Annotated in this window: 16 protein-coding genes; all 16 read left to right on the forward strand. The window is 37.7% G+C overall.

The window, feature by feature from the left end:
* The first annotated feature begins 284 nt into the window (after positions 1-284).
* The 16 genes from AB8P06_RS16780 to AB8P06_RS16855 all read left to right on the forward strand — a co-directional run bounded on the left by AB8P06_RS16780 (position 285) and on the right by AB8P06_RS16855 (position 21463).
* Positions 285-914, forward strand: a complete 630-nt coding sequence (locus AB8P06_RS16780; RefSeq protein WP_369843398.1) for a hypothetical protein — start codon at positions 285-287, stop codon at positions 912-914.
* Positions 915-928: 14 nt separating this feature from the next.
* Positions 929-1576, forward strand: coding sequence for a hypothetical protein (locus AB8P06_RS16785; RefSeq protein WP_369843399.1), 648 nt, complete (start codon positions 929-931; stop codon positions 1574-1576).
* Between the two features lie 7 nt (positions 1577-1583).
* Positions 1584-2252, forward strand: a complete 669-nt coding sequence (locus AB8P06_RS16790) for a hypothetical protein (RefSeq protein ID WP_369843400.1) — start codon at positions 1584-1586, stop codon at positions 2250-2252.
* Between the two features lie 134 nt (positions 2253-2386).
* Positions 2387-2719 carry a hypothetical protein gene (locus tag AB8P06_RS16795; RefSeq protein WP_369843401.1) on the forward strand — a complete coding sequence of 111 codons (333 nt, stop codon included), beginning with the start codon at positions 2387-2389 and terminating at the stop codon, positions 2717-2719.
* Positions 2716-3141 (forward strand): hypothetical protein, encoded by a 426-nt coding sequence (locus AB8P06_RS16800; RefSeq protein ID WP_369843402.1) that lies wholly within the window; start codon positions 2716-2718, stop codon positions 3139-3141. Before AB8P06_RS16795 ends, AB8P06_RS16800 begins: the two co-directional genes overlap by 4 nt.
* Before the next feature lie 192 nt (positions 3142-3333).
* A complete protein-coding gene (rplK, locus tag AB8P06_RS16805) occupies positions 3334-3777 on the forward strand; it encodes a 50S ribosomal protein L11 (protein ID WP_007845465.1) in 444 nt (147 codons plus the stop codon).
* Between the two features lie 11 nt (positions 3778-3788).
* Positions 3789-4481 carry a 50S ribosomal protein L1 gene (gene rplA / locus AB8P06_RS16810; protein ID WP_369843403.1) on the forward strand — a complete coding sequence of 231 codons (693 nt, stop codon included), beginning with the start codon at positions 3789-3791 and terminating at the stop codon, positions 4479-4481.
* A 17-nt stretch (positions 4482-4498) separates the two neighbouring features.
* A complete protein-coding gene (gene rplJ / locus AB8P06_RS16815; protein WP_369843404.1) occupies positions 4499-5092 on the forward strand; it encodes a 50S ribosomal protein L10 in 594 nt (197 codons plus the stop codon).
* A gap of 46 nt (positions 5093-5138) precedes the next feature.
* Positions 5139-5504: a 50S ribosomal protein L7/L12 gene (gene rplL, locus AB8P06_RS16820; protein WP_007845452.1), complete on the forward strand. Its 366-nt coding sequence runs from the start codon at positions 5139-5141 to the stop codon at positions 5502-5504.
* Positions 5505-6379: 875 nt separating this feature from the next.
* Positions 6380-7912 (forward strand): phage tail-like protein, encoded by a 1533-nt coding sequence (locus tag AB8P06_RS16825; RefSeq protein WP_369843405.1) that lies wholly within the window; start codon positions 6380-6382, stop codon positions 7910-7912.
* A gap of 37 nt (positions 7913-7949) precedes the next feature.
* On the forward strand, positions 7950-10544 hold the full coding sequence (locus tag AB8P06_RS16830; protein ID WP_369843406.1) for a T9SS type A sorting domain-containing protein: 2595 nt from the start codon (positions 7950-7952) through the stop codon (positions 10542-10544).
* Positions 10545-10995: 451 nt separating this feature from the next.
* Entirely contained in the window at positions 10996-14817 is a 3822-nt protein-coding gene (rpoB, locus tag AB8P06_RS16835) for a DNA-directed RNA polymerase subunit beta (protein WP_369843407.1), read from the forward strand.
* A 121-nt stretch (positions 14818-14938) separates the two neighbouring features.
* On the forward strand, positions 14939-19204 hold the full coding sequence (gene rpoC, locus AB8P06_RS16840; RefSeq protein WP_369843408.1) for a DNA-directed RNA polymerase subunit beta': 4266 nt from the start codon (positions 14939-14941) through the stop codon (positions 19202-19204).
* A gap of 86 nt (positions 19205-19290) precedes the next feature.
* Complete coding sequence (locus AB8P06_RS16845) at positions 19291-19599, forward strand: DUF3467 domain-containing protein (RefSeq protein ID WP_007842953.1); 309 nt, start codon at positions 19291-19293, stop codon at positions 19597-19599.
* A 247-nt stretch (positions 19600-19846) separates the two neighbouring features.
* A complete protein-coding gene (locus tag AB8P06_RS16850; RefSeq protein ID WP_369843409.1) occupies positions 19847-20503 on the forward strand; it encodes a Crp/Fnr family transcriptional regulator in 657 nt (218 codons plus the stop codon).
* Positions 20504-20620: 117 nt separating this feature from the next.
* A complete protein-coding gene (locus AB8P06_RS16855) occupies positions 20621-21463 on the forward strand; it encodes a DUF5777 family beta-barrel protein (protein ID WP_369843410.1) in 843 nt (280 codons plus the stop codon).

The following is a 21463-nucleotide window of genomic DNA, read 5'->3' on the forward strand; positions in this document are numbered from 1 at the left end:
TTAAATAATATACTAAAACCACTCTTTGAGTGGTTTTTTTTATTCTCCGAGTTTTTCTTTAAATAGGTTGAAACAGGTTTATATTTTTATATTAACAATCTTGTTTTTAAGTTTATTTTAATCGGATAATGTCTTTATGGCATATTTTTTGTGATTAAAGAGCAGAATAATTATTTTTTTCCTAACTGAAATGCATCAGTTGCACAAGTGGGAATGTGTATGCATTAAAATCAGCTCCGGAATAAATTAATTATTTAATAAACACAAAAACAAACACACCTTCAATGAATAAAATTATTTCGGCAGTGCTGTTCACCGGCGCTATTGTACTTGCGCGTGCGCAAACCGGGAATGTAGGAATCAATACCACCACCCCGGAAAAAGAATTATCTGTCAATGGAACAATGAAAACATCAGGAATGTTTTTCAAAGATCCGATAGAAAAACTAGGAACGGATGAAAACTATACTTTCATTATCAAATCTCCGGCTCCTGAAAATAAAATTACGGCTTACAATGATTCTTTTGTGCCTAATTCTCCGGCTCCTATCAATCTTATCCAGTTTAAAATTACCTGTGATGCCTCAGATAAAGACTGGGTAAATGAATTTGATACCAAAATCAATGCAAAGAAATTTCTTGTTGTCATTTCTTCATTCGGATTTACACAACCTGTGAGAACCTATTCGGCAGACTGGCTTACCCCGGTTCCCCAGATTTATGCATATAACACAGGCGGAACCTGGAAGCTTAAAGCAGATTATCAGGGATTTGCGCCGGATTCTGCACTTCCTGCAGGGGTCTGGACACTCAATCTATTGGTTTTTGACAGATCATACGCAAAAGAAATCAACTCTACACAAGCATTGGGAGCTTCCACCATCGGTGCAGCTGCGTCTCCTTTAATTAAATAAAAACAAACTCAATAATGAAAAAATTAACCACACTTTTTTTTGTGGCCTGGGCTTTTTTGAGCTTCAGTGCGCAGGTTGGAATAAATACTACAACTCCCCGGGGAACACTGGATGTTGTTGGGGGAACCTTGGTAGAGTCTTATCTTATTGATACGACCAACTCAGCAGCGACGGGAAACTATTTTTTGCTTACCCGATCTAAAGATACCACTCCGGTGGGAAAAGTTAAAATGCTTGATATCTCCCTTCGTAATGTTGCCCCCGTTAATACCTATAATATTATTTTGAAAAATGTAAGGCAGGATGAAGTCATTAATCTGAATACCGGTCTTGATACCAATAAATATGTTGTTGCTATTACAGGCGCTGTTTTTAGTAACGCAATATCAGCCGTTAATACTTCAACCACACCGAAATCTTTTGGTGCTTATTCTACAGAAGTCACTAAAGTATCAAGTGGAGGTAACACTTATCACGGAATCAACCTCGCTTTTAAAGGAGCCGGAACAGTGTCTTCCCAAAACGGAACCTGGACGCTTACCCTGAATGTTTTTGAGAAATCATTAATCAAAGACTGGGGAACATTTACCGGTTCTGTGTCTGCTTCGGCTTCACCCGGATATTCAGGAGTTTCAACCAATACGCCTGTAGGGCTTCAATAAAAAAATTATGGAAAGAAAAATTTATAGCATTATTATATTAACTCTGGGAATATTTTTAAATGCCCAGAAAGGTAAAGTAGGGATTAAAACAACCAATCCCACCGAGACTCTGGATGTAAACGGAACTTCATATACCAACTCCCTGTTCCTTAGAAATCCGGGTGAGCCCACGATGACCGGGGGACATTTTTTGGCTACTTCTGAAAATTCGTTACAGATTTATGATCCTAATCTCGAAAGCAGCGGATTATTTAATTACATCAAGCTTTCACTTACCGGAGTTTCTGCTTCCGGAATTACGGATTATGATACGAAAATCGATGCCAACAATTTTCTTGTGGTAGTTCAGAATTATTCATTTAAGCTTAATGACGGCACTACGAATGTGGCTCTTGATTATGGTGATAACGGGATCAATGACAACAGACAAGGCTCTCCGGACGTAACGGCTTTCAAAAGTAACGGGACATGGCATATCAAAGCAGGTTTTACCAACAGCAGGCTTATTGCCCTTACTTCGTCCAACCCGGCAAGAACCTATAATAATTTTACAGTTGATCTGTATTTGATGGCCTATAAAAGATTAATCACAAAACAAAATATCAGTGACCGCACAACTGATCTCGGAGGAACCGACGGGTCAACTCAGACACTCAACAAGCCTGCAGGATTTTAAATTATCTGAAACCACAAACAAAAAGTCCATATCAATCGATGTGGGCTTTTTTATTGACATATGATTAATTAATAATTATTTGATTTTTAGTATCTTGAATAGTGTTATATTTAAATGAATTAAAAAATATTACTATGAAAAAAAGATACTTTCTATGGATGAGATCTTTTCTTACTGTACTCTTCTCTATCCCTTTCTATGCCCAGGCTCAAAATAATAATTTTCCTATCGGGATATGGACTCCCCCGGATATAGCAGCCAATTTTGTTGCCGCTCCTGCCGATTATGATGGCGACGGAAGGGTAGATATAAGTGTAAAAACATCCGGTGGGTACTGGTTGATTGATTATGCTGTCAATGGTTTTAATGGTTGGGAATTTAATAATACTTATCCTTTATTATCCCAATATGGTGGCCTGGAAGTCATTCCGGTTCCGGGTGATTATGATAATGCGATACTTATATGAATCAGGGACGTCCTTTTGGTTTTGATGAATTAATAAATTTAAATGGCACCGGAGTTATTGCGGATCCAAATAATAACAATATCGTTGTGGCTTTATTTCAGAATAATAATGCCACGACTACGGATTCCTACATCTGGGTAGTTAATAAAGACCTTTCTACTAGTGCTCTATCTACCAAATTAATTCTTGAGGGCGCTTATCAGAATGCATCAATCTCACCAAGAGTAGACACTTATACATCTCCCAATAATAGTTTTGTTACCATAAACAGGACATATAATCATGTGGTAGATAGAACAACGATTACAATTCCTGAGCTGGGCCCGGGAGAAGGAGTAATGCTTAAAGTGATAAAATCAAACCCAACCCTTCTTCGATGCGGTGCAGATAATGAAAATCTTATTAGCTACAACGGAAAATAATCCTTATGAAGATATTTAATTTAAAATTAAATGATAATAAATTTCTAAAAATCAACACTATCCGTTTGCTATTTCAAAAATATTTTATACTTTTGCAATCCGAAAAGTAGGTTTATCAAATGTGAGAATGAGTAACCTGCTGAATAATAATGCTTCCAAACTCATTAATTATTCAAATTTAAAAAACAAAAAATGGCTAAAAAAGTCTTTAAAATGGTAAAACTTCAGGTGAAAGGTGGCGCTGCCAACCCTTCTCCACCAGTAGGTCCGGCTTTGGGTTCTGCAGGTGTGAACATCATGGAGTTTTGTAAACAATTTAACGGAAGAACTCAGGACAAGCCAGGGCAAGTTTTACCTGTAGTAATTACAGTATACGAAGACAAATCTTTTGAATTCGTTATTAAAACTCCACCTGCAGCAATCCAACTAATGGATGCGGCTAAGATCAAAGGAGGTTCCGGAGAACCAAACAGAAACAAAGTAGGTTCTGTATCTTGGGATCAGATAAAGAAAATCGCTGAAGACAAAATGGCAGACCTTAACTGCTTTACAATGGATTCTGCTCTTTCTATGGTTGCAGGTACTGCTAGATCTATGGGATTGAGAGTAACAGGAACTAAACCAACTAACGCTTAAAACTTAGAGAAATGGCAAAATTAACAAAAAAGCAAAAGGAAGCTTTAAGCAAAGTAGAAAAAGGAAGAATTTACAACCTTGAAGAGGGTTCTGCTCTTGTAAAGGAAGTAAACACTGCAAAATTTGATGCTTCTGTAGATATCGCTGTAAGATTGGGTGTAGATCCAAGAAAAGCAAACCAAATGGTAAGAGGAGTAGTATCTCTTCCTCACGGAACAGGTAAAGATGTTAAAGTTTTGGCTTTAGTAACTCCGGATAAAGAAGCAGAAGCTAAAGAAGCTGGTGCTGACTATGTAGGTCTTGACGAATATTTACAAAAAATAAAAGATGGTTGGACAGATGTTGACGTTATCGTTACAATGCCGGCTGTTATGGGTAAATTAGGACCTTTAGGTAGAGTATTAGGACCAAGAGGTTTAATGCCAAACCCTAAATCAGGAACTGTAACAATGGAAATTGGTAAAGCGGTAACTGAAGTGAAGTCAGGTAAAATTGATTTCAAAGTTGATAAATATGGTATTATCCATGCAGGTATTGGTAAAGTATCTTTTGATGCTGAAAAAATCAAAGAAAATGCTCAGGAATTGATCCAGACATTGGTGAAAATGAAACCAACTGCTGCTAAAGGAACTTATGTAAAAAGCATTTACTTGTCTTCTACAATGAGTCCGGGTATTGCAATTGATACTAAATCTGTAAACTAATATAAATCCTTAAGACAATGACAAAAGACCAAAAAGTTGTAGCAATACAAGAGATCAAAGATTTGCTTCAGGATGCAAAAGTAGTATACGTAGCAGATTTAGAAGGGTTGAACGCTGCTAAGTCTTCAGATTTCAGAAGACAGGCTTTCAAACAAAATATCAAAGTGAAAGTTGTTAAAAATACACTTTTACAAAAAGCAATGGAGCAAATTGACGGAGTAGATTACTCTGAAATGTTCCCGTCTTTCAAAGGAAATTCAGCATTAATGATTGCTGAAACGGCGAATGCTCCTGCAAAATTAATCCAAGGGTTCAGAAAGAAAGAAGAAAAACCGGCTTTGAAGTCTGCTTATCTTCAGGAAACTTTCTATGTTGGTGACAACAACCTAGACGCGTTGGCTAACATCAAGTCTAGAGAAGAAATGATCGGTGAAATCATCGGATTACTTCAGTCTCCAATCCAGAGAGTTGTTTCTGCTCTTCAAAACAAACCTGAAACAGTAGAAGCTAAAGCTGAAGAAGCTGCACCTGCTGTAGAAGAAACTCCTGCTGCTGAAGCTCCGGAAGCTCCTGCTGCAGAAAGCACGGAAGAAACTCCAAGTGCTGAATAATTACACTCAAAAAATTAAATAAATAATCAACAAAAACATTACAACAATGTCAGATTTAAAAAATTTAGCTGAAACGCTAGTAAACTTAACAGTAAAAGACGTAAATGAATTAGCTACTATCCTTAAGGATGAGTACGGAATTGAGCCAGCTGCTGCTGCTGTAGTAGTTGCTGCAGGTGGTGGAGAAGCTGCTGAAGAAAAAACTGAATTCGACGTAATTCTTAAGTCTGCAGGTGCTTCTAAATTAGCTATCGTTAAATTAGTAAAAGATTTAACTGGTGCTGGTCTTAAAGAAGCTAAAGATATCGTAGATGGTGCTCCTGCTCCAATCAAAACTGGTATCTCTAAAGACGAAGCTGAAGCTCTTAAGAAGCAACTTGAAGAAGCTGGTGCTGAAGTAGAATTGAAATAATTCAATTTACCTTTAAAATATGAAGCCTGAGCAATTTGCTCAGGCTTTTTTATTTCAATACATTGAAAAAGAGTATGTTATTTGCAATGGTAATTGACTATTATAATTTTATATTTATCAATATTAAATTATAATTATTAATTATTTAGTTTAATTATGTATTTTATGGATAATATTTGTTAATTAATATTATTTTATACTTTTTTTTTCAATAAAATGTAGTTTAATTTGAAAAATATATTATATTTGCATTCGAAAAACACACAAACATACTTTGAAAAGAAACTACTTTCGTTTCCGGGATTATGATTCCGCGGCTTTTATAGGCATGCCGGTCATAATAAACGAAAACCTAAATACGCAGATCTGCTCAGCGAAAAATAAATCCGTTGACAGTTTCTCCTGCAATAATAAACAAAGCTTTAAGAATACATCCGTAATTGATGGTAAGAAGAGATTCCACTTTTCAGACCAATTGATTACTGATATAAAAACCGGTATTCCTAAAACTGAAATAAACAATTATCCTGGAAAAGGTATATTGTTGTTGCTAAGATGAGCCGTACACGCCGGTTTATCTTAGATGATGGAAAAACATAAAAAACTAACTATTAATCCGATGAAAAAACACACAAACAAAAATCAGTTATAGCTTAAAAAATAGATTATTAATATTTCAAAGTGCTCAAGATGGGATTGGGAAATTTTGAATTGTTTTTATGACATTAAGATCTGTTTTGAGCTTCTCCGGACTCACTGATTAATCAAATCCTTTTAGACGAAAATGATCTTGATTTCACTTATTAAAAAGTGAAACGGTTATCCTTACATCCTTTTAAAAAACACACACAAAAAAACAACAAACATCATTTAAAATGAAAAACAAATTATTTGGACTACCTGCGCTTTTTTTTGCCGGATTTCTGGCAAACGCTCAAGTAGGTATTAACACAAATCAGGGCCAGGCTACACTGGATGTGGTAGGATTTCCTGCTGTGGCAGGCAAATTAGATGGAATTATCGCACCAAGGCTTACGGGAGATCAGTTGAGAGCAAAAACATATGCATCTGCTCAGACAGGAGCTATGGTTTATGTAACTGCTGCTGATACTGCTCCGGCAGGTCAGACGGTCAATGTAACGGCTTCTGGCTACTATTATTTCGATGGAACAAGATGGATCAGAAATTCTTCGGGAAGCGGATCAGGAACCCTGACAGGATTTTCTTCAGGTAATTTATCCCCATTATTTACTACAACGGTAACAAACCCATCAACAAACCCTTCATTAGCATTCAATCTTACCAATGCACCTGCCAATTCCATTTTCGGGAATAATACGGCTTCTGCTGCCGCTCCATCTTATTTTCAGGCTTCTGCACTGCCTTTGAACGGAGATGTTGCCGGAACTTTAGGAAATACAACCGTACTTAAAATTAATGGGTCGCCGCTTGGAAATACTTCAGCTGCTGTTTTAGGACAGGTTTTAACGTTTGATGGTAATAACTGGGTACCTCTGGCGCCTGCAGTACAATCTGCAGATTGGAAAATTACCGGTAATGCGGGAACTACTGCCACTACAGCTGCGTTAGGAAGCGCAATTTCATCAGGAAACTTTATCGGAACTACAGATGCTCAGAATCTGGTATTCAGTACGGGAAATACGGTAAAAGGTATTCTGGATGTTAACGGAAGCCTGAGAGGTGGTAATGCGAATGCTTCCGGGCCTTATGCTTCTTTTGCCTGGGGTTCAAATAATACCTTGTCAAATACTACATCTTCTAATATTGCTCTGGGAAAAGACAATACTGTGGCAGCACAGGGAGCTAATTTTCCGGGAGTGGCAATTGGAGCGACAAATACAATCATCAACGGTGCAAAAGTAATTGGTAACTCCAATTTTGCAACAGGCGCAAACACTGTCGTATTAGGAAATAACAATGGTACATCCAGTGCAAACGTCAGCGGAATCAACGTAGGAAATTCAAACGTTAACTCCGGTGGGTTTGCTTTTGGAACCGGAAATACCGTAACCTCTAATAATTATGCTTTTGGTAATGCCAATACGGCAAGCAGTGCTGCAAACGCCATAGCAATTGGTATAAGCGCAAATTCCGTGATAGCTAACCAGACTGTTTATGCCAATACAACCCATACTTTTTCAGGACAGGGGAATATAGGAAGTGTCCTTACAGATGTGGGAATTAATATGACTCCAAGCTCTACTAATATTGCGGATCTGGAAGTAAGCAAAGGGGTTTTGATAAAAGCGGCAGCAACAAATCCTCCTGCATCAACAGACTGTAATGCAAGCAACGAAGGAACGATTGTATATGGTAAATCCGGTAATACAGGAGGTTTCTACGGCTGCAGGCAGACTGCAGGTGTTTATTCATGGCAAAGTTTATAAAAGTAAAACACAATCATAACATAAAAACAATCTAAAAATGACAAAAAAATTATTCGGGAAACTGACAGTTTTACTAATGATATTGGTAATGTCTGTCGTAGCTTTCGGTCAGGGGTATACGCCGATAAGAGGTATCGGGGTAAAAGCCAAGCCTGTCAACGGAAGCGGAATTTGTTTAGCATGCTACAATGGAAGCATGAATCCGGTTATCGATGCTAATCTTGATAACAGTGTGAATATGGGAAGCTTTGCAACTCTGGTAAGCGGAAACGGTATTTCTGTGAAGAATACCAATACCACTTATCCAGCAGGTTATATTACAGGTTTTAATGTAGACTTGGGAACAAGCGTTATTACAGCAAGCTTTTTAAGCGGGTTAAGAATCAGTACCTATAAAGCAGGGGTTCTTCAGGAAACTTCAACAAGCACAAGCTTACTGTCAGTTCCTGCCTTCGGAGGAACGAAAACAAGAATTTTCTTACACTTCAAAACGGCTAAGGCATTTGATGAAGTAAGATTGTACCAGGTAAATGTGCTTTCTGTTTTCAGTGCCCTTAATGTGTATTATGCATTTGCTTTTGATCCGGCTAAGGTACCGACAGATAATAACGGTATTTGCGATGATATCATTGCAGGTAGCGGTGTAGACGGAAACGTATCCGGAAGCAGCAGCTTTTTGGCTCCTCTTTCTTATGTGGCAGACAGAGAAAAAATTGGTGACGGAGATAAAAATTCTTACGGTTCGATCGTTTTACCGGCAGGGTTGTTAGGATCTTATTCCGTAGGAGTTCTTGATAAAAATCAGGTGTATCCGTCTGGTAACAAAGCTGGTTTTGTTATTGAGCCGGATGATCAGGGGAAATTATTGAGCGCAGAATTTTTAAAGAATATTACGATTGAAACTTATTTATTCGGGCAGCTGCAGGATTCTAAAAATTTATCCGATGGAGGCGGGTTGATTAATATTAAAGTACTAAGGTTTGGTTCCAACAAACAAAAAATTTCACTTACCACTACAAAACCTTTTAATGAGGTAAGATTAAAAATAACACAAACGGTAGGAGTTAACTTTGGATCATTGAAAGTATTCTATGCATTTGAAGAGCCTCAGAGCTGTGATTGTAACGAATATATTCAGACATCTGGAACTTCCAGATTGGGAGATATCGTACCGGGTGCTTCATGGACGGGAGCTACTGGAACTATTTTCGGGCTTACGAATATTACCAATACAGGAAATGTTGTAGATACAAATGTTTCCAATTTTGCAACGGTAAATTTTTCTCCGATTAATTTATTGACTCCAACGGTGAGGCTTACCGTAAAAAGTAACACCGGAGACTATCCTGCGGGAACTTTTGGAGGTTTTACCTTGACGAAGAGTGCTAATTTATTCACAATTAATGCACTTGATCATATCACCGTAACTTTTTATAAAGGAACAATGGTAACTGAATCTAAAACTTCCGGCGGATTATTCAGCGGGCAATTCTTTACTACAGCTTCAAACCAGTTTTATGTAGGATTTATCGCGACAAAACCATTTGACAGAATGAAGATCGAGATCAATCCGGGAATTGGGATCACACTTGCACAGCAGTATTACATTCATAACGCATTTGTTCAGCTTGATGATGATAAAGATGGCGTACCGAACTGTAATGATAAATGCCCGAACGGAGATGACAGTATAGATAATAACGGAAACGGTATCCCGGATTGTGCGGAAGGATGTACAGCGGTTAATGATAAATCTCCTACCATGGATTCCGATGGCGATGGTATTCCTGATGCATGTGATGGTGACTCTGATAATGACGGTATTCCTGATGCTCTGGAAGATCTTAATCACAATGGGAAATTTGATGATGACGATGTGGATGGCGACAGCTTAATCGTTCCTGTACTGGGAGACGGTGTTTCAAGCTACCTGGATCTTGATTCCGATAACGACGGTATCTTAGACTTATTTGAATCAGGTATTCCTGTTTCGGTAATCAACCAGATTGATACGGATCATAACGGGGTTATTGATGCCAATGTACCTGTAGGAAGCAATGGTATTCCTGATATATTGGAAACTTCACCGGATTCGGGAGTTATGAAATATCCTTTATTAAACACAGATGGCGATGAAAAACCGGATTTTGTGGATTTAATATCAAATGGAGTAGATTATGACCTTTATACCATCGGGAAAGATAACCTGGATGATCTTGGGGGCGGATTTATTTCAAGAATCAACGATGCTGATATGGATGGTATCCAGGCGGTTGTAGATAATGATCTTGTGAAAAAAGGGTCTCCGGATTCTCCGCTTTCTCCATATGCTTCTTTATCTAAAAACGGAGGTGATAAGGCAACGGCAAAAGTTTCTGAGATCGCAGCTGCGGCAAAAGATATTAAAGTATATCCTAATCCTGTAAAAGCAGGTGAAAATCTTTACATCAAATCTACTGAAGCTAAAGAAGAAGGAGTTTATACCATGTTCTCTGCTCAGGGACAATTGATTAAATCAGGTAAATTCACAGGAGATGCCGAGATTGCAACATCTTCATTACCTACAGGAATGTATATCATTAAAGTTGAAACAAAATCAACTGTGAAATCTTATAAAATTATTGTTAAATAATTTTTTTTATTCATGTTTTTACTGTGCCACTCGAAAGAGTGGCTTTTTTATTAATTAAAAAAAGGTAATCAGTTAAAAACGAAGCAGTTTTTATTTGTGATTGTGGATAACTTTTTGTATCTTTGCCAACTCTTTTGGCGCTAATAATTGTTTGTAAATCTATAAAATACTAAAAATCAGCTCTTTCATAAAAATGAAAGGGATTTCGTGTATATAGATATTGCGGTGATTTCTGCCTCAAAAAAGAATTAAAAATATTTTGCATTACGCTGTGAAAAGATATACCAGTGTTGCAGTTAGGAATAAGATCCTGAGAATCAAGAAAAAAGGAATGAGACTATTCTGATAGCGCCAATATTATAATGTCTTTTCTTTTTACTCCTTTCTCTTTCTTCTTCCTGATATTTTTTTGTAAAATCAAAATATTTTTTAACCCTTTCTTAAAAGTTTTATGAGTAAAACAACAGTAACAACTAAGGGAAATCAGAGAATTAATTTCTCGTCAGCTAAAGGAAAAATCATAACTCCGGATTTCTTGGATATCCAATTAGAGTCTTTTAAAGATTTTTTCCAGCTTGATACACTTCCTGAAGACAGAAGAAGCGAAGGTTTATATAAGACCTTCCAAGAAAATTTCCCGATTACCGATTCTAGAAACCAATTCGTATTGGAATTTTTAGATTATCTGGTAGATTCTCCACGTTATTCAATCGATGAGTGTGTGGAAAGAGGATTGACCTATTCGGTTCCTCTTAAAGCAAGGCTTAAATTGTATTGTACAGACCCTGAACACGAGGATTTCCAGACTGTGGTTCAGGATGTATATTTAGGTCCGGTTCCTTACATGACACCTAGTGGTTCTTTCATCATCAATGGTGCTGAAAGAGTTATCGTTACCCAGCTACACCGTTCACCTGGTGTATTCTTCGGACAGACTTACCACGCAAACGGAACCAAACTTTACTATTCAAGAATTATCCCTTTCAAAGGATCTTGGATGGAATTTACTACGGATATCAACAGCGTAATGTACGCGTATATCGACCGTAAGAAAAAGTTACCATTAACTACCTTATTAAGAGCTATCGGTTTTGAATCTGATAAAGACATCCTTCAGATTTTCGACCTTGCGGAAGAAGTGAAAGTTTCTAAAGCTGCCCTTAAAAAAGTAGAAGGAAGAACATTAGCTGCGAGAGTATTGAACACATGGTTCGAAGATTTCGTAGATGAAGATACAGGTGAAGTAGTTTCTATCGAAAGAAACGAAATCATCTTAGACAGAGAAACGATTCTTGAAAAAGAACATTTGGATCTTATCCTGGATGCCGGTGTGAAATCTATTTTGATTCACAAAGAAAACAGCAATGAATTCTCTATCATTCAGAATACATTACAAAAAGACCCTACCAACTCTGAAAAAGAAGCGGTAGAATACATTTACCGTCAGTTAAGAAATGCAGATCCGCCAGATGAGGAAACAGCAAGAGGAATCATTGAAAAATTATTCTTCTCCGAGCAAAGATACTCTCTTGGTGAAGTAGGACGTTACAGACTAAACAAAAAGTTAGGTCTAAACATCCCGACTACAACTGAAGTTCTTACAAAAGAAGATATCATTGCGATCGTAAGACATTTGATCGAATTGGTAAACTCTAAAGCTGAGGTTGATGATATCGACCACTTATCAAACAGAAGAATTAAAACTGTTGGTGAGCAATTGGCAGGACAGTTCGGGGTAGGTCTTTCAAGAATTGCAAGAACAATCAAGGAAAGAATGAACGTTAGAGATAACGAAATCTTTACACCCCTTGATCTTGTTAATGCTAAAACTTTAACATCAGTAATCAACTCGTTCTTTGGAACCAACCAGCTTTCTCAGTTTATGGACCAAACCAACCCTCTGTCAGAAATCACGCACAAGCGTAGACTTTCTGCATTAGGACCTGGAGGTTTATCAAGAGAAAGAGCAGGTTTCGAGGTTCGTGACGTTCACCATACCCACTACGGAAGAATTTGTCCGATTGAAACTCCGGAAGGACCAAACATCGGTTTGATTTCATCCTTAGGTATTTATGCTAAGATCAATAACTTAGGTTTCATCGAAACGCCATATAGAAAAGTAGAAAACAGTAAGATCGACCTTACTGCGGATCCTATTTACTTAAATGCAGAAGACGAAGAAGACAAAGTAATTGCTCAGGCTAACGTAGACCTGAACGATCAGGGTGAATTCTTAACGGACAGAATTATTGCAAGACTGGATGGTGATTACCCGGTAGTGGAGCCTCAACAGGTTGACCTTATCGACGTTGCACCAAACCAGATCTCAGGTATTTCAGCTTCATTGATTCCGTTCCTTGAACATGATGATGCGAACCGTGCGTTGATGGGATCAAACATGATGCGTCAGGCAGTTCCGTTATTGAAGCCACAGGCACCGATCGTAGGTACAGGTCTTGAGCAGCAGGTTGCAAAAGATTCAAGAATCTTGATCAATGCTGAAGGTAACGGTATCGTTGAATACGTTGATGCTGATAAAATTACGATCAAATATGAAAGAAGCGAAGACGAAGATTTGGTACAATTCGAGTCTGCTACTAAAACATATAACTTAACTAAGTTCAGAAAAACCAACCAGAGTACAACCATTACCCTGAGACCAAACGTAAGAGTAGGTGATACGGTAGAAAAAGGACAGGTACTTTGTGACGGTTATGCTACTGAAAAAGGAGAATTGGCTCTTGGTAGAAACTTAGTGGTTGCGTTCATGCCTTGGAAAGGATACAACTTTGAGGATGCGATCGTAATCAACGAAAAAGTAGTTCGTGAAGACTGGTTTACTTCAATCCACGTTGATGAATATTCACTTGAAGTTCGTGATACCAAATTAGGTATGGAAGAATTAACGGCAGATATTCCAAACGTTTCTGAAGAAGCTACTAAAGATCTTGACGAAAACGGGATGATCAGAATCGGTGCTGAAGTGAAGCCTGGTGATATCATGATCGGTAAGATCACGCCAAAAGGTGAATCTGACCCAACTCCTGAAGAAAAACTTCTTAGAGCGATTTTCGGTGACAAAGCCGGTGATGTAAAAGATGCTTCATTAAAAGCAGATTCTTCATTAAGAGGTGTTGTGATCAACAAAAAATTGTTCTCAAGAAACATTAAAGATAAAAAGAAAAGAACTGAAGAAAAACTTAAACTTGAAGAGATTGAAAACACTTACAAGGCTAAGTTTGATGAGTTGAGAAACACTTTAATTGAAAAATTAAATACACTGGTAAGCGGTAAAACTTCTCAGGGAGTTACCAATGACCTTGATGAAGAAATCATCGGTAAAGGTGTGAAATTCACTCATAAATTATTGACTTCAGTTGAAGACTACGTTAACGTAAGTGGTGCTGACTGGACTGTAGATAATGATAAAAATGAATTGATTAAACAATTGATTCATAACTACAAAATCAAGTACAATGATATCCAGGGAGTTAAAAACCGTGAGAAATTTGCAATTTCTATCGGGGACGAATTACCGGCAGGTATCATGAAGTTAGCTAAAGTGTATATCGCTAAAAAACGTAAGCTGAATGTAGGAGATAAAATGGCAGGACGTCACGGTAACAAAGGTATCGTTTCAAGAATCGTTCGTGAAGAAGATATGCCATTCCTTGAAGACGGAACACCAGTAGATATCGTATTGAATCCACTGGGAGTACCTTCCCGTATGAACATCGGTCAGATTTATGAAACAGTTCTTGGATGGGCTGGTCAGAAATTGGGAATGAAGTTCGCTACGCCAATCTTCGACGGAGCTACTCTTGATCAGATTACGGAGTACACTGAAAAAGCAGGTCTTCCGAAATTCGGAAACACTCACCTTTATGATGGTGGTACCGGAGAAAGATTTACACAGCCGGCTACAGTAGGTATTATTTACATGCTGAAACTGGGTCACATGGTTGATGATAAAATGCACGCACGTTCTATTGGTCCTTACTCATTGATTACTCAGCAGCCGTTAGGAGGTAAAGCTCAGTTCGGTGGTCAGAGATTCGGAGAGATGGAGGTTTGGGCTCTTGAAGCATTCGGAGCATCGAATATCCTGAGAGAAATCTTAACTGTGAAGTCGGATGACGTGATTGGTAGAGCAAAAACTTATGAAGCAATCGCAAAAGGAGAAGCAATGCCTGAACCAGGTATTCCTGAATCTTTCAACGTATTACTTCACGAGTTACAAGGTCTTGGATTAGACGTAAGATTGGAAGAGTAAGATATCAGATGTCAGACACTGGATGTCAGACTATGGCACTCTAAAAATTTTAAAACCAGTTGAATTTGGAATGATGATTTCGTCTGAAATCTGAAATCTGAAATCTAAAATCTAAAAAATTATGTCAAATAAAAATAAATCAAGTAGATTTAATAAAATAACCATCGGTTTAGCTTCACCCGAATCCATTCTTCAGGATTCAAGAGGAGAGGTTTTAAAGCCGGAAACTATTAACTACAGAACACACAAGCCTGAAAGAGACGGGTTGTTCTGTGAAAAAATCTTCGGTCCTGTAAAAGACTACGAATGTGCTTGTGGTAAGTATAAGAGAATTCGTTACAAAGGGATCGTTTGCGACCGTTGTGGAGTAGAAGTTACGGAAAAGAAAGTAAGAAGAGAAAGAATCGGGCACATCAACCTTGTTGTTCCTATCGCTCACATCTGGTACTTCCGTTCTTTACCGAACAAAATCGGTTACCTTTTAGGAATTCCTTCTAAGAAATTAGATATGATCATCTACTACGAAAGATATGTAGTGATCCAACAGGGTATTGCTAAAAAATTAGACGGTTCAGACTTCGATAACATGGAATTCTTAACAGAAGAAGAATACCTTGATATCATGGAAACTCTTCCGGTTGAGAACCAGTATCTTGATGATTCAGATCCAAACAAATTCATCGCTAAAATGGGTGCTGAAGCTGTTGAGGAACTATTAAAAAGAATCGATCTTGATGCATTGTCTTTCGATTTAAGACACAAAGCTCACAATGAAGGTTCTAAGCAAAGAAGAACTGAAGCTCTGAAAAGATTGAACGTTGTAGAAGCATTGAGAGGTGCTAATACAAGAATGATCAACAGACCGGAGTGGATGATCATGCGTGTACTTCCTGTTATTCCACCGGAATTAAGACCATTGGTTCCATTGGATGGTGGGCGTTTCGCTACTTCCGACTTAAATGACCTTTACAGAAGAGTTATCATCAGAAATAACCGTTTGAAAAGATTATTGGAGATCAAAGCTCCTGAAGTAATCTTAAGAAACGAGAAGCGTATGCTTCAGGAATCAGTAGATTCATTATTCGATAATACAAGAAAATCTTCAGCTGTAAAATCTGAATCAAACAGACCGTTGAAATCACTTTCAGATTCATTGAAAGGTAAGCAGGGTCGTTTCCGTCAGAACTTATTAGGAAAAAGGGTAGATTACTCTGCGCGTTCCGTAATTGTTGTAGGTCCAAACTTACAGCTTCACGAATGTGGTATCCCTAAAGATATGGCTGCAGAACTTTACAAACCGTTTATCATTAGAAAACTAATTGAAAGAGGGATTGTAAAAACAGTAAAATCTGCAAAGAGAATTATTGACAGAAAAGAACCAGTAGTATATGATATCCTTGAAAACGTGATGAAAGGTCACCCGGTTCTTTTGAACAGGGCACCTACCCTTCACAGATTGGGTATCCAGGCTTTCCAACCTAAGATGATCGAAGGTAAGGCAATCCAGCTACACCCATTGGTAACAACAGCTTTCAACGCCGATTTCGATGGTGACCAGATGGCGGTACACTTACCGTTAGGCCCTGAGGCGATCCTTGAAGCTCAGTTATTGATGTTAGGTTCTCAGAATATCCTGAACCCTGCAAACGGTTCTCCAATTACGGTACCTTCTCAGGACATGGTTCTTGGTCTTTATTTCATGACTAAAGAATTGAGCTCTACAGAAGATATGAAAGTAAAAGGTGAAGGTCTTGCATTCTATTCTCCTGAAGAAGCGGAAATCGCTTATGCAGAAGGAAAAGTTTCTTTAAATGCTAAGGTAAGATGTAGATTACCGGTTAAAGAAAACGGAGAATTGGTAACAAGATTGATCGAAACTTCTGTGGGTAGAATTTTATTCAACCAGATTGTACCTAAACAAGTAGGATATATCAATGAGCTTTTAACTAAGAAATCATTAAGAAACGTTATCGGTAAGATCCTTGCTGACACAGACTTCCCTACAACAGTGAAGTTCCTGGATGCCATGAAGGATTTAGGATACTCAAACGCATTCAAAGGAGGTCTTTCGTTCTCATTAGGAGATATCGTGGTTCCTGCTGAGAAAAAGCAAATGATTGCTCAGGCTGTTGAAAATGTAGACGAAATCAGAGCGAACTATAACATGGGTCTTATCACAGACACAGAACGTTACAACCAGGTAATCGACGTTTGGACAAATACCAACGCTGGATTAACTGAAATGATCATGAGCAGAATGAAATCTGACCAGGGTGGATTCAATTCTGTATACATGATGCTTGATTCCGGGGCGAGGGGTTCCAAAGAACAGATCCGTCAGTTATCAGGGATGAGAGGGTTGATGGCAAAACCGCAAAAAGCCGGTTCTACCGGTGCGGAGATCATCGAAAACCCGATTGTTGCCAACTTTAAAGAAGGTCTTTCGATCCTTGAGTACTTTATCTCTACTCACGGTGCCCGTAAAGGTCTTGCGGATACCGCTCTTAAGACTGCCGATGCAGGTTACTTAACGAGAAGACTGGTAGACGTTGCACAGGACGTTATCGTTACTGAAGCAGACTGTGGTACTTTAAGAGGAACTGAAGTTACTGCCCTGAAGAAAAATGATGAGATCGTTGAAAAAATCTCAGAAAGAATTTTAGGTAGAGTATCTCTTCATAATATTTATGATCCGGAATCAGATGAGTTAATTGCTCAGGCTGATCAGGTGATCAACGAAGAATTGGCTAAAAGAATTGAAGCTGCAGGATTGGAAGCTGTTGAAGTTCGTTCACCATTAACTTGTGAAGCTAAAAAAGGTATCTGTGCTAAATGCTACGGTAGAAACCTGGCAACAGGAAAAGTAATTCACATGGGTGAAGCGGTAGGTGTAATTGCAGCACAGTCTATTGGTGAACCGGGAACTCAGTTAACATTGAGAACCTTCCACCAAGGGGGTACTGCATCAAACGTATCAGAAAACCCTTCAATCGTTGCAAGAAGAGACGGTATCGTTGAAATGGATGAAGTAAGAACAATTACTTCTGAAGATGAAAACGGTAACACAGCTGAGGTTGTGGTTTCCCGTTCAACGGAATTCAGATTGGTAGCTGATAACGATTCAAGAACACCATTGATGGTGGCTAACGTACCTTACGGTTCGGTATTGGCAGTGAAGCCTGGTGATAAAGTGAAGAAAGGAGATGTGATCTGTAAATGGGATCCGTATAACGCGGTTATCATTGCTGAAACTTCCGGTAAAGTAGAATATGAAGATATCATCCAGGGGGTTTCTTTCCAACTTGAAATTGATGAGCAAACAGGTTTCGAGGAGAAAGTAATCTCTGAATCAAGAAATAAGAAAGCCGTACCTACCTTAAAAGTGGTAGATTCCAAAGGAGTTGAGCAGAGAGCTTACAACTTACCGGTAGGAGCCCACTTAATGGTTAACGATGGTGAAAAAATTAAGGCCGGTAAAGTCTTAATCAAAATCCCGAGAAAATCTGCAAAAGCAGGGGATATCACCGGAGGTCTTCCGAGAGTTACCGAATTATTCGAAGCAAGAAACCCTTCAAACCCGGCGGTTGTTACAGAAATCGATGGGGTAGTTTCTTACGGAAAAATTAAGAGAGGTAACCGTGAATTGATCGTGGAAGCTAAAACAGGAGAAAGAAAAATTTACCTGGTAAAACTTTCCAACCAGATTCTGGTTCAGGAGAATGACTTCGTAAGAGCTGGTTCTCCGCTTTCTGACGGTTCAATCACACCGGATGACATCTTAAGAATCAAAGGTCCAACTGCAGTTCAGGAATATCTTGTAAATGAAATTCAGGAAGTTTACCGTCTGCAAGGGGTGAAAATCGATGATAAGCACTTCGAGATCATTGTAAGACAGATGATGACTAAAGTAGAAATCGTGGATGGAGGTGATACTCAATTCCTTGAAGGAGCTTTAGAACATAAATATGACTTCCTTGAAGAGAACAACAGAGTATTCGGACTTAAAGTAGTAGTAGATGCCGGTGATTCTAAAGAATTCAGACCAGGTCAGATGATTACTGCAAGAGAATTAAGAGACGAGAACTCTAAGCTGAAACGTGAAGATCAAAACCTGGTAGAAGTAAGAGAAGCACTTCCTGCTACAGCAACGCCTGTATTGCAAGGGATCACAAGAGCGGCTCTTCAGACTAAGTCATTCATGTCTGCAGCATCGTTCCAGGAAACGACTAAAGTTCTTAACGAAGCAGCGGTTGCCGGTAAGGTAGACTATTTAGGTGGTCTTAAAGAAAATGTAATTGTAGGGCACAGAATTCCTGCAGGTACAGGTCTTAAAGAATACCAAAACGTAATCGTAGGTTCTAAGAAAGAATTTGAAGATATTAACTAAATTTTAATTATAGACTATGCAATATATATTTTAAATGATTTATATTCGTAGTCTATAATTTGAAATCTAAAATTTTAAAAACAACAATGGACAATCAAAATCAAAATCCACAAGACGGAAACATCAACATCGAATTAAACGAAATGGTAGCGGCTGGTATCTATGCAAACTTGGCTTTAGTAAACCACTCTCCATCTGAATTTGTAGTAGATTTCATCCAGTTAATGCCAGGTGTTCAGCAGGCAAAAGTAAGATCAAGAGTGATTCTTGCTCCGCTTCATGCTAAAAGAGTATTATCTGCTCTTCAACAAAACATCGCTAATTATGAGCAACAATTCGGAGAGATCAAAGAAGTTGAGCCATTCGTAGTAGGTGGTAATAACGTACAAGCATAAGATTTCTTTTAAAGATAAATCAGAATGCCTCAAGAAATTGAGGCATTTTTTATTTTGGTTTTTTTAACCTGCAGGAGCCTTCTGAAGATAATAAAAGTAATATTTTTCAACTTCTTTAAATAAAATAATATGCAGTATTATTAATTTTAATGTCAAATTTTCGCAATTATTGTTAAATGATTTTAAAGTATTAAAAAAATATCATATCAATTGTTCAATTTTATATATTTGTTTATAAATTGATATAATGGATGTGACGAATAACCAGTTTGTACTTAATAAATTTGGATTTTTAGGGAGTGATTTTGAAAAAGAAATTCAAAAACACGCTATCATAACCAATATAAAAGGGAAAACTGAGATTACAAGAGAAGGGCAAAAGAATAAATTTGTACCTTTTTTAATAAGCGGGTCAATAAAAGTATATTCCCTGAATGACGGAAGAGAACTGATTTATTATTATGTGAGGCCCAATGACAGCTGTTTAATGACCTTTTCTTCTATTTTTAATGATTATACAAGTAAAGTGTATGCCCTTGCAGAAGAAGATTCGGAAGTGTTGCTGATCCCTGTTTCTGTAATCCATGAATGGCTTATTAAATTTCCGGAGATCAACAGGGTATTTTATAATGAATATCACAAAAGGTTTTCAGATGTCATGAATATGGTAAATGATGCGGTATTTCATAAACTTGATATAAGAGTCCTAAACTATATTAAACAACAAATTTCGATCACGGGGAATAATCCAGTGAAGCTAACTCATAAGGAAATTGCCAATAATTTAGGAACTTCAAGAGAAGTGGTAAGCAGAGTTCTGAAAAAAATCGAAAATGAAGGAGAAATTGTTCAAACCAAAGAAGGAATAAAACTGACTGTAAATGAAAATGTTAGACAGATCTAATAAAAATTGTTTAAAGATGTGATTGATAAAAACTATTTAGTGAGTGACTTTTATCACACGATTTTGCAGTGAGAACTCTATAAGTTTGCCATAATAAATTAATTTTTTAAAATTTATATGACAAAAACTTTATTACTTTTATCAATGCTTTCATCAGCTCTTGCCTTTTCACAGGAAGATCTGCTGAAAGATATTGATACCATCAAAACAAACACCGAAAATTCTCAGCCTGCTTTCAAGGCTTTACAAATCGTCACGGGCCAATCTACAAAACTTTCCGCAAAAAATGAATGGTACATTGTAGTAGCTCACCGTTTCGGAGACATCAGCACAGGATTTAAAAACTTCTTCGGATTGGATGATGCTTCTACCAAGTTAGGAGTGATTTATGGCGCTACCGATTGGCTGTCTTTAAACCTTTCGAGAGAGACCAACCAGAAAACTTTTGAATTAGGGGGGAAATACAGACTGCTTAGGCAAAATGACAGCTTTCCTGTAGATGTGGTCGGCTACAATGTAATGGCAATAAATACAGATCTCGATAAAGACAATTATCCGCATCTTCAGTTTGGTGACAGGCTTTCTTATCTTACCCAGGCTTTGATTTCAAGAAGATTCAGTGATGATTTTTCTTTACAGCTGACGCCTTCTTACGTTCATAAAAACCTGTATGAACCGAATATTGAAGATAAAAATCAATTTTTAGCAGGATTGGGCGGGCGTTACAAGATCTCTAAAAGAATATCGATTAATGCAGAATATTTTGTGAATTTTGATAACCACAGTTTCTACAAAAACCCATTATCATTAGGAATGGATATAGAAACCGGCGGACACGTTTTCCAGCTTTTATTCAGCAATTCACAGCTTAATTCGGATATCGGTTACCTTACCAATGCAACGGGCAATTGGGGAAAAGGGCATATTTATTTTGGGTTTAATCTTTATAGAGTATTTTAA

It is taken from the genome of Chryseobacterium tongliaonense (genome assembly GCF_041224435.1).
Taxonomy (GTDB): Bacteria; Bacteroidota; Bacteroidia; order Flavobacteriales; family Weeksellaceae; genus Chryseobacterium; species Chryseobacterium tongliaoense.